11 protein-coding genes are annotated in these 13,903 nt (G+C 63.2%); 8 read left to right on the top strand and 3 right to left on the bottom strand.

Features of this window, described 5'->3' with window-relative positions; translation table 11 throughout:
- Positions 1-19: 19 nt before the first annotated feature.
- The 3 genes from HBO10_RS26985 to HBO10_RS26975 all read left to right on the top strand — a co-directional run bounded on the left by HBO10_RS26985 (position 20) and on the right by HBO10_RS26975 (position 2,838).
- Entirely contained in the window at positions 20-961 is a 942-nt protein-coding gene (locus tag HBO10_RS26985; protein ID WP_034127127.1) for an ornithine cyclodeaminase family protein, read from the top strand.
- A 117-nt stretch (positions 962-1,078) separates the two neighbouring features.
- Complete coding sequence (locus HBO10_RS26980) at positions 1,079-2,212, top strand: FAD-binding oxidoreductase (RefSeq protein ID WP_034127126.1); 1,134 nt, start codon at positions 1,079-1,081, stop codon at positions 2,210-2,212.
- On the top strand, positions 2,212-2,838 hold the full coding sequence (locus HBO10_RS26975; protein WP_034127125.1) for a PAS domain-containing protein: 627 nt from the start codon (positions 2,212-2,214) through the stop codon (positions 2,836-2,838). The genes HBO10_RS26980 and HBO10_RS26975 overlap by 1 nt, the downstream gene beginning before the upstream one ends.
- A gap of 124 nt (positions 2,839-2,962) precedes the next feature.
- Here HBO10_RS26975 and HBO10_RS26970 read toward each other — a convergent pair whose 3' ends face one another.
- Together HBO10_RS26970 and HBO10_RS26965 are read right to left on the bottom strand one after the other, a co-directional pair.
- A complete protein-coding gene (locus HBO10_RS26970; RefSeq protein ID WP_034127124.1) occupies positions 2,963-3,739 on the bottom strand; it encodes an ABC transporter substrate-binding protein in 777 nt (258 codons plus the stop codon).
- 174 nt (positions 3,740-3,913) lie between these two features.
- Positions 3,914-5,413 carry a CoA-acylating methylmalonate-semialdehyde dehydrogenase gene (locus tag HBO10_RS26965; RefSeq protein ID WP_034127123.1) on the bottom strand — a complete coding sequence of 500 codons (1,500 nt, stop codon included), beginning with the start codon at positions 5,411-5,413 and terminating at the stop codon, positions 3,914-3,916.
- Positions 5,414-5,521: 108 nt separating this feature from the next.
- On the opposite strand from HBO10_RS26965, the gene HBO10_RS26960 reads away from it, so the two are divergent.
- Positions 5,522-6,442, top strand: coding sequence for a LysR family transcriptional regulator (locus tag HBO10_RS26960; protein ID WP_034127122.1), 921 nt, complete (start codon positions 5,522-5,524; stop codon positions 6,440-6,442).
- Positions 6,443-6,451: 9 nt separating this feature from the next.
- Here the strand turns inward: HBO10_RS26960 and HBO10_RS26955 are convergent, their stop codons facing one another.
- The gene (locus tag HBO10_RS26955; protein WP_169922166.1) at positions 6,452-8,617 is read right to left on the bottom strand and encodes a TonB-dependent siderophore receptor; all 2,166 of its coding nucleotides are present in this window, start codon (positions 8,615-8,617) and stop codon (positions 6,452-6,454) included.
- Positions 8,618-8,726: 109 nt separating this feature from the next.
- Here HBO10_RS26955 and HBO10_RS26950 point away from each other — a divergent pair, with 109 nt between their 5' ends.
- From HBO10_RS26950 to HBO10_RS26935, 4 genes are all read left to right on the top strand, one after another.
- Entirely contained in the window at positions 8,727-9,899 is a 1,173-nt protein-coding gene (locus tag HBO10_RS26950; protein WP_034127120.1) for an MFS transporter, read from the top strand.
- 36 nt (positions 9,900-9,935) lie between these two features.
- Positions 9,936-10,451: a sigma-70 family RNA polymerase sigma factor gene (locus tag HBO10_RS26945; protein ID WP_034127119.1), complete on the top strand. Its 516-nt coding sequence runs from the start codon at positions 9,936-9,938 to the stop codon at positions 10,449-10,451.
- 1 nt (position 10,452) lies between these two features.
- Positions 10,453-11,421 carry a FecR domain-containing protein gene (locus HBO10_RS26940; RefSeq protein WP_034127118.1) on the top strand — a complete coding sequence of 323 codons (969 nt, stop codon included), beginning with the start codon at positions 10,453-10,455 and terminating at the stop codon, positions 11,419-11,421.
- Positions 11,422-11,521: 100 nt separating this feature from the next.
- The gene (locus tag HBO10_RS26935; RefSeq protein WP_034127117.1) at positions 11,522-13,885 is read left to right on the top strand and encodes a TonB-dependent receptor; all 2,364 of its coding nucleotides are present in this window, start codon (positions 11,522-11,524) and stop codon (positions 13,883-13,885) included.
- Positions 13,886-13,903 lie beyond the last annotated feature (18 nt).

Here is a 13,903-nt window from a genome sequence, read left to right as displayed (position 1 = left end):
AGTTTATCCGGAGAACCCCATGTCCACGACGCCCCTCGTCATCGACCAGGCCCAGGCCCGTACTTTATTGGCTCAAGTCGATGTACCCGCGATCCTGCGCAAACTGTTCCGCGACCTCGCCGCCGGGCAAGCGGTGCAGCCGGCGCAACAGCTGGTGGAATTTCCCCACGGCGCCGGGGATTTCATCAACTACCTGGGCGTACTGGCCGAAGACGGGGTGTACGGGGTCAAGACCTCGCCTTATATCGTGCGTGAACAAGGCCCCCTGGTGACGGCCTGGACCCTGTTGATGTCGATGCACAGCGGCCAGCCGTTGCTGTTGTGCGATGCCGCTGAATTGACCACCGCACGCACCGCCGCCGCCACGGCTTTGGCAGTGGATGCGCTGGCGCCCGCGGCGGCGCAACGCCTGGCGATCATCGGCAGCGGCAAGGTTGCCCAGGCGCACCTGCGTTATGTGCAGAACCTGCGCGACTGGCAGCAGATCCGCCTGTACTCGCCAAGCCTGGGCAGCGCCAGCGCCGAAACGCGTGCGCAGTTGGCCAGCCTGGACCCGCGCCTGAGCCTCGTCTCAAGTTGTGAGGCCGCCCTGGAAGACGCGGATGTGATCCTGCTGTGCACCTCGTCCGCCGGGCCGGTCATCGACCCCTCGCGCCTGAGCAAACCCGCGCTGATTACCTCCATCAGCACCAATGCGCCACGTGCCCATGAAGTACCGCCACATTGCCTCAACCAGATGCACGTGTTCTGCGACTACCGCCAGACCACTCCGGATTCGGCCGGTGAGATGCTGATCGCCAGCGAACAGCACGGCTGGGACAAACGCACGATTGTCGGCGACCTGCCCGAGTTGTTCAGCGACATGGCCCAACGCCCCGACTACGATCGTCACGTCTTTTTCCGCTCCATCGGCCTGGGCCTGGAAGACATCGCCCTGGCCAATGCCCTGTATCGACTGTAGGAGCGAGCTTGCTCGCGAAGACCTCACAGGCACTGCGGTCACACAGAATCGGCGCGTTATCGTTAACGCTTTTCGCGAGCACGCTCGCGCCTACAATGCTTATTTCAGGAGATCTCCATGAGCCAGGCAGACTTCATCATTATCGGCGGCGGCATTGCCGGCGCGTCCACCGGGTTCTGGTTGTCGCAGCACGGCAAGGTGTTGGTGCTTGAGCGTGAAAACCACCCGGCCTATCACTCCACCGGGCGTTCGGCAGCGCTCTACACCGCCGCGTACGGCACCCCGCAAGTACGCGCGCTGACCTTGGCCAGCCGGGCCTTCTTCGACCAGCCACCCGCAGGCTTCTGCGAACACCCACTGCTGACGCCCCGGGGCGAAATGACCGTGGATTTCAACGGTGACCCGGCCGAACTCGACAGCCAGTACCTGAGCGCCAAGGCCACCGTGGCGCAGGTGCAGCGCCTGACGGTCGATGAAGCCTGTGCACGCTTGCCGATCCTGCGCCGTGAAAAGGTCCACGGGGCAATCTACGACCCCACCGCCTGTGACATCGACACCGACGCCCTGCATCAAGGCTACCTGCGCGGTATCCGCCGCAACCAGGGCGAAGTGCGCACCGACAGCCACGTGCTGGGCTTGAGCCGCGACGCCGACGGCCTGTGGCAGGTGCGCACCCAGGATGCGACCTTCACCGCGTCGGTCATCATCAACGCCGCCGGTGCCTGGGCCGACCATATCGGCGGGCTGGCGGGCGCAGCGTCCATCGGCTTGCAGCCCAAGCGCCGCTCGGCCTTTGTCTTTGCTGGCCCCGAGGGCATGGACAGCCACGACTGGCCGATGCTGGTAGCCCTCGACGAAGCGTTCTACATGAAACCGGATGCCGGCATGTTCCTCGGCTCACCGGCCAACGCCGACCCGGTAGAACCCCAGGACGTGCAACCCGAAGAACTGGATATCGCCATGGGCATTTACCAGATCGAGGAAGCCACCACCCTGACCATCCGCCGCCCCACGCGCACCTGGGCAGGGTTGCGCAGTTTTGTGCAGGACGGTGATTTGCTGTCGGGTTTTGACCCGCAAGTACCGGGGCTGTTCTGGGTGGCAGCGCAAGGCGGCTATGGCATCCAGACCTCACCCGCCATGGGCCAGGCAAGCGCCGCCCTGGTGCGCGGCGAACCGCTGCCGGAGGCACTGACCCGGTTCGGCCTGGACGCTGGTATGCTCTCCCCGGTCCGCCTGGAGCCCCATTGATGAACACCGCTGAACAAGACAAGGTCATGCAGAACTTTCGCGCGATTGCCGATGCAATCGCTACGTTGTTCTTTCCCCATGCAGAAGTGGTGCTGCATGACCTGCGCACGCAAACCGTGGATTACATCGCCAATAACCTGTCCAAACGCAGCCTGGGTGACGACTCGTCCCTGGAGGACATGCTCGACGGCGACGTCAGCGAGGTGAATATCGGCCCTTACGAAAAGCTCAACTGGGACGGCCAGAAAATCCGCAGCCTGAGCACTGTGCTGCACGACCACAAAGGTCACCGGCTGGCTGTATTGTGCATCAACCTGAATATTTCAATGTTCGAAACGGCCAAGGCGGCGCTGGATTTATTCCTGTCGTCAAGCAAGCTGATCGCACAGCCGGACGCGCTGTTTCGCGATGACTGGCAGGAACGCATCAACACCTTCCTGCATGCCTGGCTGCGCGAGCGGCAGTTGAGCCTGAACCTGTTGACCCGCGACCACAAACGCGAACTGGTGCTGGCGCTGCATGCTGAGGGAGCCTTCAAGGGCAAGAGCGCCTCCAACTATGTGGCCAATGTGCTGGGCATGGGGCGGGCGACGGTCTACAAGCATTTGAAGGAATTGAAGGCCTGATCAGTTGTAGGAGCGAGCTTGCTCGCGAAGAACTTTAACGATAACGCGTGCATTCTGGGTAAACGCGGTGCCTGAGAGTTCTTCGCGAGCAAGCTCGCTCCTACAAGAGTTCGATCCGCTAGAATCAGTCGCCGTAGATATCGGCCTTGAAGTACTGCTGTGAAATCTTCTGGTATTCGCCGCTGGCGCGAATGCCGTCGATGGCCGCATTCAATTCGCTGACCAACTCGCCATTGCCCTTGCGTACTGCGATGCCGGCCCCCTCACCCACGTATTTCGGGTCTTTGAGCTCCGGGCCGACAAAGGCATAACCCTGCCCGCGCGGCATCGACAGGAAGTCGCTCAGGGGAATGGTGTCGGCAAAGATCGCATCCAGGCGCCCCGCTGCCAGGTCCATGTAGATTTCTTCGTTATTGCTGTAGCGCTTGACGTTGATGCCCTTAGGCTCGAACACCTCGGTGGCATACCGGTCGGTAGTCGTGGCGCGCTGTACACCGACGTTCTTGCCCTTGAGGCTGGCGTACTGGTCATCCACCACGGCGCCGTCCTTCATCACCAGGCGCGACGAGGTGAAGTAGTACTTGTGGGTGAAGTCCACCGACTTCTTGCGGTCTTCGTTGATGGTCATGGACGACAACGCCATGTCGATCTTCTTGACCTTGAGGGACGGAATCAGCCCGTCGAACTCCCCTTCGATCCACACGCACTTGACCTTCATTTGCGCACACAGGGCGTTGCCGACGTCGTAGTCGAAACCGACGATCTTGCCGTCGCCGGTCTTGGAGGCGAACGGGGGGTAAGCCGCCTCGATACCGATACGCAGGGTTTTCTCGGCGGCCAGCAGGTGGCTGGAAGCAAACAGGCTCAGGGCCAGGGCGGGAAGGAGATGGCGTTTCTTCATGGAGGGGTTCTCGCAAGTTGTTGTTGGTTTGGCAAGAGTGAAGAAAAACGTGCAGCAGCTATTTTGTACTTATAATTCCATACTGGACTTTTATGTGTTTCACCGTCAACAGGCAAAAAAAATGTGGGAGGGCTTGAGCCTTCCCACATCAGATCCAGCAGCACAGCTTAAATCTTACTTGGACACCGGCATTGCAAACTCCGCCCCCTGCTCAATACTCTCCGACCAGCGCTGCATGATCGACTTCTGCTTGGTGTAAAAACGTACACCCTCGGTGCCGTAGGCGTGCATGTCGCCGAACAGGCTCTTCTTCCAGCCACCAAACCCGTGCCAGGCCATAGGCACCGGGATCGGCACGTTGATACCGACCATGCCCACTTCGATGCGCCGCGCAAACTCACGAGCAATGTTGCCATCGCGGGTGAAGCAGCTGACGCCGTTGCCGAACTCGTGGTCGTTGACCAGCTTCACTGCCTCGGCAAAATCGTTGACCCGTACACAGGCCAGCACCGGGCCGAAGATTTCTTCGCGGTAGATGCTCATGTCCTGGGTCACGTGATCGAACAAGGTCGCGCCGAGCCAGAAGCCATTTTCCAGGCCGGGTTCGGTGGGCACGTAGTCACGGCCATCGAGCAGCAACTGCGCGCCGGCTTGCACACCCTGCTCAATGTAGCCACTGATGCGTTCCAGCGCGGCCCGCGACACGATCGGGCCCATCTCGGCTTTGAGATCGCGACCATCGGTGATGCGCAGCAGCTTGGCGCGTTCGGTCAAGGCGGCGATGACTTTGTCACCCACGTCGCCTACCAGCACCGCCACCGAGATCGCCATGCAGCGCTCGCCGGCACTGCCGTAGGCGGCGCCCATCAGCGCGTCCACGGTGCGTTCGATATCGGCGTCGGGCATCACCACCATATGGTTTTTCGCCCCGCCCAGGCCTTGCACGCGCTTGCCGTTGCGGGCGCCGCTCTCGTAGATGTATTGGGCAATCGGCGTGGAACCAACGAAGCTCACGGCCTTGACGTCCGGGTGTTCGATCAGCGCGTCCACTGACTCTTTATCCCCCTGCACCACGTTGAACACGCCTTTGGGCAGGCCGGCTTCATGCAGCAGCTCGGCCATGAACAGCGACGCGCTTGGGTCAGTCGGGCTGGGCTTGAGGATAAAGGTGTTACCCGCCGCAATGGCGATGGGGTACATCCACATCGGTACCATCACCGGGAAGTTGAACGGCGTCACGCCGGCGACCACGCCCAACGGCTGGCGCATCGTCCAGTTGTCCATGCCACGGGAGACCTGGTCGGAGTGTTCGCCCTTGAGCAGGTTGGGAATGCCGCAGGCAAATTCGAGAATGTCGATGCCACGGTCGACTTCGCCCTGGGCATCGGTGAACACCTTGCCGTGCTCGGCGACGATGATGCGCGCCAGGTCGTCCTTGCGTTCGCGCAGCAGATGCAGGTACTCGAACAACACGCGGGCGCGACGGATCGGCGGGGTGTCGGCCCAGCCGGCAAACGCGGCCTGGGCGGCGGCGACGGCTTCGGCCACGGTCTGGCGGCTGGCCAGGGCCACACGGGCGGTGACTTCACCGGTGGCCGGGTTGTAGACGTCCTGATAACGGTCATCGCGGCTGACGCGCTGGTCGTTGATGTAGTGCTCGATGGTTGCAGTCATGGCAGTCGATCCAGGTGGGTAGCGTTGGTCCACACGATAGGCTTTCACTTTGTTCCGAACCAGAGCAGAATCCAGAACTTATTGTCCTTATATGCGAACAATACTCCCATGGAAAAGGCTGAGATCGAAGGGCTGTGGACCCACATTCACTGGCTATCAGTGCTGGAGGAACAAGGCACCTACACCGCCGCCGCCGCGCGCCTGGGGGTGAGCAAGTCAGCGGTGAGCCAGCGCATTTCCGACTTGGAAAAGGCCACGGGTACCCGGCTGGTGACGCGCACCACCCGCAGCGTGCGGCTGACCGATGCAGGGCTGTCATTGGCCCGCGAAGTACGCAGCGCCTACGCGCAGATCGCCCGCAGTTTTTCCTCGGTGCGCGACTCGGTCGGGGAAATACGCGGGCTGGTGCGCCTGACCGCCCCCGTGGCCTTCGCCCGGCAACAACTGGTGCCGCACCTGTCCGGCTTTTTGCAGCAGTACCCCCAGGTGCGTATTCAACTGGATGTCTCCGATGCCTTGAGCTCATTGGCCGCCGAGGGTTACGACCTGGCGGTGCGCCACGGCTTCCAGGTGCCCGAAACCCACGTGGCATGGAAGCTGTGCGACACCAACTCGGTACTGGTCGCCACCCATGATTACCTGCAACACCACGGTGAACCCCGCGAGCCGGGCGACCTGTCGGCCCACAACTGCCTGTTTTACCCACGCGGCACCGACCAACCCGCCTGGACCTTCGAACGCGGCAGCCAGCGCCTCACCGTGCCCATCGCCGGCAGCTTCGCCACCAATAACAGCGAAGCCTTGCGCGACGCCGCACTCAACCACCTGGGCATCGCCCTCCTCCCGGACTTCAGCGCCCAGGCGGCGCTGGACGCGGGCAAAGTGGTGCAGGTATTGAAGGACTGGACACTCAAAGGCGCGTTTGCCGATGAGATCTATCTGATACGGCCCTACTCGCCCCATGTGCCCAAGTCGGTGAGTGCGTTGGTCAACTACCTTAAAGACAAGCTCTCGGGTGGGTTCCGCTAGGCGCCAGGGTTAAAAGTCCACCGTCGCCGACAGCTGCAAGGTACGCGGATAGCCCGGCGAGAAGGCGCCGTAAGACGCCACGCCCGACCAGTACTCGCGGTCAAACAGGTTCTGCACGGTGGCGCGCAACGTGGTGGGCCGCCCTTCAATCTTCGTCGCGTAGCGTACGCCGGCATCAATGCGCGTCCAGGCATCCAGCTCCTGAGTGTTGGCCTGGTTGATGTATTGGCTGTCGGTATAGATCGCCCCGCCGGTGAGGGTAAAACCTTCCAGCCACGGGGTGTCGTACTCGGCCCACAGGTTGGCCTGGATGTCGGGCACGCCGACCGGCTTGTTGCCTCGGTTGGCGGCGGTGGCCGACTGGGTCAGCTCGCCATCGAGGAAGGTCACGCCGCCCATCAAGCGCGTGCCAGGCGCCACTTCGCCGTATACGCTCAGCTCGACGCCACGGTTGCGCTGCTCCGCCTGCACTGAATACACACCGTCGGCACCCAGTTCGCCGCTGGGCTTTTCGATCTGGAACAACGCCAGGGTGGTCATGAAGGTGCCGTGTTCATACTTCACGCCCAGTTCGTGCTGTTTGGATTCATAAGGCGCGAAGGTTTCACCGGCATTGCTGGCCGTGCCCGGCGCGATATCGCCTTTGCTCAGCCCCTCGACATAGTTGTAGTAGAGCGACACGTCGTCCCAAGGCTTGACCACTACGCCCACCAACGGTGTGGTCGCAGCGTCTTTGTAGCGGGAACTCACCACACCCGCGGCGCTGTAGTTACGCGACTCGATGTCTTGGCGACGCACACCGAGGGTCAGTTGGATGCGCTCATCCAGAAAGCCCAGGGTGTCGGTGAGCGCCACGCCCGACAGCTCCGACTCGGAGATGCGCAGCACTTTCGGCGCACGCAGGGTTTGCTTGGGCGTGTCTACCGGGTGGTAAATGTTGGAGCGGATTTCGGTGCCGTTGTTGATGCCGCGAGACAGCTCGTCCTGGTAACGGGTCGCCATCAGCGTGGTGGTGTGGGTGATCGGGCCGGTGGCGAACTGCGCACGCAGGCCCACATCGGCGGTGGAACGGTCGACGTTGAACTTGTAGTAGCCCGGAATATTACTGGTGTCGCCAGCATCATTGAGGATGCGCGGCACCTGGTCTGACAGGCGCTTGACATCCGACCGCCCGCCCCCGGCATGGGCGAACACGGTGAGCGAATCGTTCAGGTCATATTCACCGCCGAGCAAGGCCGATTGCTCCTTGGTGTCGGACCAGCCCCACTTCTGCGGCAGGCTGGTACGCCCATTGGGGGCCGAAGGCACCTGCACGCCCGGCGCCAAGGTGAACGGCCGCGAGGCGCCTTCAAAACTTTCTTTCTGGCTGATGTAGTCCAGATTCAGGCGCAGGCGCTCGCCGCGATAATCCAGGGCAATGGCACCCACCCCCACGTCGCGCTGCTGATCGTCCACGGCGGTGTCGCCCCCTTGCAGGCTGCCGTTGAAGCGCACGCCAAACTGGTTTTCCTCGCCGAAACGGCGGCTGATATCCAGGTGGCCGCCAACTTGAGTATCGGAGGCGTAACTGCCGGTAAAGCGCGTCAGGTCCTGGTCCAGCGGGCGCTTGGGCACGATGTTGATCATCCCGCCCACGCCGCTGTTGGGCGAGATGCCGTACATCAACGCCCCCGGCCCCTTGAGCACTTCGACGCGCTCGGCGTACTCGGTGAAGGCGCGGTAATTGGGCGCCACGCCATACACGCCGTCATAGGCCAACTCGCCCAGGTTGCCCTCGCCAATCGCAAAGCCCCGCACGAAAAACGAGTCGACAATACCGCCGGTCTGCCCGGTAGAACGCACTGAAGGGTCGCGCTCCAGCGCATCGGCCACCGTCACCGTCTGCAGGTCGGCTAGGGTCTTGGCGGTGTAGCTGGTCACGCTGAACGGCGTGTCCATCACGTCCTTGTTGCCCAGCATGCCCAAGCGCGCGCCACGGGCCACCTGGCCGCCAGCGAGCACCTCGGGCAGGTCGGTGGGGCCCAGATAGCGGGCGTTGACGTTCGTCGCGTCAAGGGTCAGGCTCTGCGCGCTGTCGCCGGTTGACTCGGCGGTGGCGGCCCAGGCGTTGCCACTGGCAGCAGCCAGCAACAGGGCGGTACGAATAGCGAGGGTTAACCGGCTGGCAACAGGCATGACGTCAGGGCCCTTTGATCAAGTGAAGTGGGAATTACGCTTGATGCCAGTCGACGCGTGAAAAAGTATCACCCCTGCCGCGACTTTTTTTGTATAGCGAGACTGCTCCATGCCACCCACCCGCGTCCTGATTGCCCTGCTGTTCACGATCCAGCTTGTGTCCATGGGCGCCATGGAAATGAGCGGGCCGTACTGGCCGGTGCATTTGCGCCAACTGACCGACTCCGACACGCTGTTCAGCTTCGCCAGCATCGCCGTGTACGTGGGGCCGATGCTCGGCATCCTGTTGACCAGCGCGTTCTGGGGCCGTATCGGCGATCGCTACGGCCACAAGCTGATGATGATTCGCGCACTGGCAGGCCTGACCCTGACGCAACTGGGGCTGGCCCTGTTCAGCGACCTCTGGGCGATCCTGGTGCTGCGTTTTCTGCAAGGCGCCTGTGCCGGCTACATCGCCCCGGCCCAGGCGTATGGCGTGAGTATCGAGGTGCCGTCACGGCGTGCACGGCTGTTCGCACTGCTGCAGATTTCCACCAACGTCGGCTCGTTGCTCGGCGCCGTGGTTGGCGGCTTGATCCTCGACCATACGACGTTCTTCTGGATCAACCTCAGCGCCGCCGCGCTCTGTGCGGTATGCACAGTGATTGCAGCGCTGACGTTGCCGAACGTGCCACCGGTGAAGAAAACCACAGCCCCGTCAACGGGCGGCACCTGGCAGGCCTCGGCCTTGCTGCCGCTGCTGACGGTGATGGGCATTCTGCTGCTGGCGCGGATGCTGCCGCAGACCTCGTTCGCGCTGTATGTGAGTACAACGTTCACCGTCAGCAACGCCCTGGTCGGCCTGTGCTACGGCTTGCTGGCCCTGGGTTTTATCCTGTCGGCCACCGCCTGGGCGCGCCACTTCGAAGGTCGCAGCCAGGCAGACAGCTTGCGCCGCCTCACCTGGGTGGTGGCCGGCTGCATCGCGCTCACCGCCCTCGCTGGCCTCACCCGCAACCCGCTGGTGTTTGTGATCGCCTACTTTGTCTGGGGCGTATTGCTGGGCGCGACCACACCGGTACTGATGGCGCTGGTTTCAAAAACCGCCGACAGCGCGCAGCAAGGCCATGTGCTGGGGATCGCCCAAGGCACGGCGCAATTTGCCTCGATTGTGGGCATCTGCGCCGGCGGCCTGCTCAGCCAGGTCTATGGCTTGGCGTACACCTACCTGTTTGTGTGTGTGGCTTATGCCGTGGCGCTGATTGCGATTCTCGCGTTGCGCAACCGACGGGTTTGCACTTAGCATTGGGAATACTTCTCAATTGCACGGTTGCGCGCCATGAGCGAAAGCCTTCCCGCCGATAACACCCCTCACCTGCGCGCAATCGAGGCGCTGTACAGCGGCCATCACGGCTGGCTGTACGCGACGCTCAAACGCAAACTCGGCAATGCCATGGATGCGGCAGACCTGGCCCAGGACACCTTCACCCGTATCCTGGCCTCACAGGTCACCGTGATCGAGCAGCCACGCGCCTACTTGAGCTGCGTGGCCAAGGGCATCCTGGTCAATTGGTACCAGCGCAAGGCCCTGGAACGTGCCTACCTGGAAGCGCTGGCCAGCGTGCCGGCCCACGAAGTGCCGTCGCCGGAAGCGCACTTTCTGGTGCTGGAGACCCTGCACGAAATCGACGCGATGCTCGACGCGCTGCCGCCGCTGGTCAAGCGTGCGTTCCTGCTGTCGCAGCTCAATGGCCTCAAATACCAGGACATCGCCGAGCAGTTGGGCGTGTCACTGATTACCGTCAAGCGCTACATGAAACAGGCACTCGTCCAGTGCCTGATGCGGGTGGAATAAAGTGCTCAGCCTGGGCAAGGAACCGCCGCTGCCCACCGACGCCCTTGAAGAAGCCGCCGAGTGGCTGATGCGCCTGAGCGAGAACGAACTGAGCGCCAGCGAACGCGCCGAGTGGGAGCGCTGGAAGGTCAGCAGCCCCGAGCGTGGCCGGGCCTGGGCACGCGCGCAATTGCTGCAAAGCAAGCTCGGTGGCCTGCCGCCGTCCCTGGCGATGTCGGCGCTGGACCGCCCCAGCAACCCGCAACGCCGCGAAGCCCTGGGCAAACTGGCCTTGTTGCTGGCGGTAATGCCGGTGGGCTGGGGCAGTTGGAAGCTGGCGCAGTCCCAGCAATGGAGCGCCGACTACAGCACCCGCATCGGCGAGCGTCGCGAACTGACCCTGGCCGACGGCTCGCGCCTGACCCTCAACACCGAGACCGCCATTGACGTGCAGTTCGACAGCCAGCAGCGCCTGGTGAGCCTGCGCGAAGGCGAACTCCTGGTGCAGACCGCACAAGACGCCTCCCGCCCGTTTCTGGTGAGCACCCGCCAGGGCCATCTGCAGGCGCTGGGCACGCGTTTCACCGTGCGCGAACTGGGCCCGCGCACGCATCTGGCGGTGCTTGAGGGCGCGGTCAAAGTGATGCTGGCCGACAATAGCCAGAGCGCGCCACTAATCGTCAACGCCGGGCAACGCACGGACTTTTCCGCGCAACAGTTCGGCGCGCTCACCCCCGCCGACCACAATGTGAGTGCCTGGACCCAAGGCATGCTGATGGCCGACAACATGCGCCTGGCAGATTTTGTCGCGGAACTGACCCGCTATCGGCGTGGCTTCGTGCGCTACGACCCGGCCATTGCCAACCTGCGTATTTCCGGGGCTTTTCCCATCGCCGATACCCAGCGCACCTTGAACATGTTGGTGCAAACCTACCCGGTGCGCGCCAACGGCCATTTGAATGGCTATTGGGTCAGCCTGTCGCCAGCTTGAGGCGGCGCAAAAATAAAACGCGGTGCGGCTGATACTTTTTTCGCGCTCGGCTGGCAAACACTCAAACCCCTTTTCCCTTTCGTCCATAGGGCTGCCCTCCATGCTTGTGATTCGCAGCGCGCTGCTCAGCCTGGCCCTGGCCGGTGCCGCCCTGGCGGACGTGCCGGCGCAATGGGACAGGGTGACGGTGCGCGCCTACCACATCGACCCCGGCCCGCTCGGCGCCACGTTGTCGAGCTTTGCCGTGGACGCCGGTATTGCGCTGTCATTTCTCCCGGCACTCACCGAGGGCCTGACCAGCCCAGGCTTATCCGGCCGTTACTCGCCCCAGGAAGCGGTCACGCGGCTGTTGGCCGGCAGCGGCCTGGACATGGTGCAACGCAGCGACGGCAGTTACACCCTGGTGCCGGGCCAAGTCACGCTTTCGGACATCACCGTCAGCGCCCCCGAGCCACGCACCAGCGACCTGCCCCCGCTGTATGCCGGCGGCCAGGCAGCCACCGGCGCGCGCCTGGGCATGCTCGGCAATACTGACGTGATGGATGCCCCGTTCAGTGTCAGCGCCTACACCGCCGCGCTGATCCAGGACCAGCAGGCAAGCACCGTGGGCAATGTGCTGGAGCGTGATTCCTCGGTGCGCTCCACCGGGCAGACGGGCGGGATTGTCGACTCGTTCTTCATCCGCGGCTTTCCGGTGGGTGAAGGCAACCTGGGAGAACTGGCGTTCGACGGCGTGTACGGCGTGGCCTCCAACTACCGGGTGTTTACCGACTACGCCGAGCGTATCGAAGTGGTCAAAGGCCCCGGTGCGCTGCTGTACGGCATGTCACCCAACAGCGCGGTAGGCGGCGTGATCAACGTGGTGCCCAAGCGCTCGCTGGATGAAGACCTAACCCGCTACACCGCCAGCTACACCCAGGACGCGCAGGTCGGCAGCCACCTCGATATCAGCCGACGGTTTGGCGAAGAGCGCCGCTTCGGCGTACGCCTCAACGCTAGCCTGCAGAACGGTGACACGGTGATCGACCAGCAGTCGCGCGATGTCGGCATTGGCGCGCTGTCCCTGGACTACCAGGGCGAACGCCTGCGCACCAGCCTCGACCTGATCTCCCAACAGGAGAAACTCGACGCCGCCTCGCGCCCCTTCCTGATTGCTGCCGGCGTCGACGTCCCCTCCGCCGCCAACGGCCGCACCAACGTCAGCCAGGACTGGGGCTGGTCGCGCACGCGAGATAAATCCGCGCTGCTGAGCGGCGAATACGACCTCACCGAGGCCGTCACACTGTTCGCCCATGCGGGGGGCGGCAGGTCGGCAGTGGCGCGCATGTCCGACCAGACGCCGACCCTCATCAACGCTGGCGGTGACACCTCGTCAATCCCCGGTTATTACCGTTTCAACGTGCAGCGCTACACGGTCGACGCCGGTGCGCGGTTGCGCTTTGAGACCGGCCCCATCAGCCACAGCAGCACCGTGCAGGTCAGCCGTTATCGCGATGAGCTGTCGCGGGGGATTATTTCCGGGGCGCCGGTGCTGTCCAATCTCTACCATCCGGTGGACCGGCCCAAGCCTGCGATCGCCAAACCCGCCACGCCGACAATATCGGCCAGCGAACTGTCCGGCGCGGCCATCGCCGATACGTTGTCGGTGCTCGACCAGCGCGTGCAAGTCACCTTAGGCCTGCGCCAACAGCGTATCCAGTCCAGCAACTACAACAGCGCCGGCGTGGCCACCAGCACCTACGACGATGCCAAGGTCACGCCGCTGTTCGGCGCAGTGCTCAAGCCCTGGGAACATGTGGCGTTCTACTACAACTACCTCGAAGGCCTGAGCAAGGGTGACGTGGCGCCTTCCAACGCCACCAACGCCGGTGAGGTGTTTGCGCCTTACGTGTCCAAACAGCATGAACTCGGGGTAAAGCTCGACTACGGCACCTTCATGGCGACCCTGGCGCTGTTCCAGATCCACAAGCCCAGCGGCGAACTGGCCGCCGGGCGCTTCTCGGTACAGGGCGAACAGCGCAACCGTGGCCTGGAGTTCAATGTGTTGGGCGAAGTCGCCCACGGCACGCGCCTGCTCGGTGGCGTGACCCTGCTGGATGCCCAACTGACCAAAACCGCGATTGCCACCAACAGCGGCAACACACCGGTGGGCGTGCCCGACGTGCAAGCCAATCTGTGGGCCGAATGGGACACCTCATGGGTCGAGGGCCTGACACTCACCACAGGCGCGATCTATACCGGCAGCCAGTACGTCAACCAGGCCAACACCCAACAGCTCGATGCGTGGACCCGCTTCGACATCGGCGCACGCTACAGCACGCGTATCGCCGAGCACCCGACCACCCTGCGCGCCACGGTACAGAACCTGTTCGACCGTGAGTACTGGTCGGGCGTCGCCTCCTACGGCGCGTTTTCCCAAGGCTCGCCACGCACCCTCCTCCTCTCGGCCACGGTCGATTTCTGACACCTGCAAGGGCTTGAT

The organism is Pseudomonas sp. WS 5503, assembly GCF_012985385.1.
In the GTDB taxonomy this organism is placed as follows: domain Bacteria; phylum Pseudomonadota; class Gammaproteobacteria; order Pseudomonadales; family Pseudomonadaceae; genus Aquipseudomonas; species Aquipseudomonas paracarnis.
The sequence above is the reverse complement of the archived record's forward strand: the minus strand, read 5'-3'. Positions and strand labels throughout refer to the sequence as shown.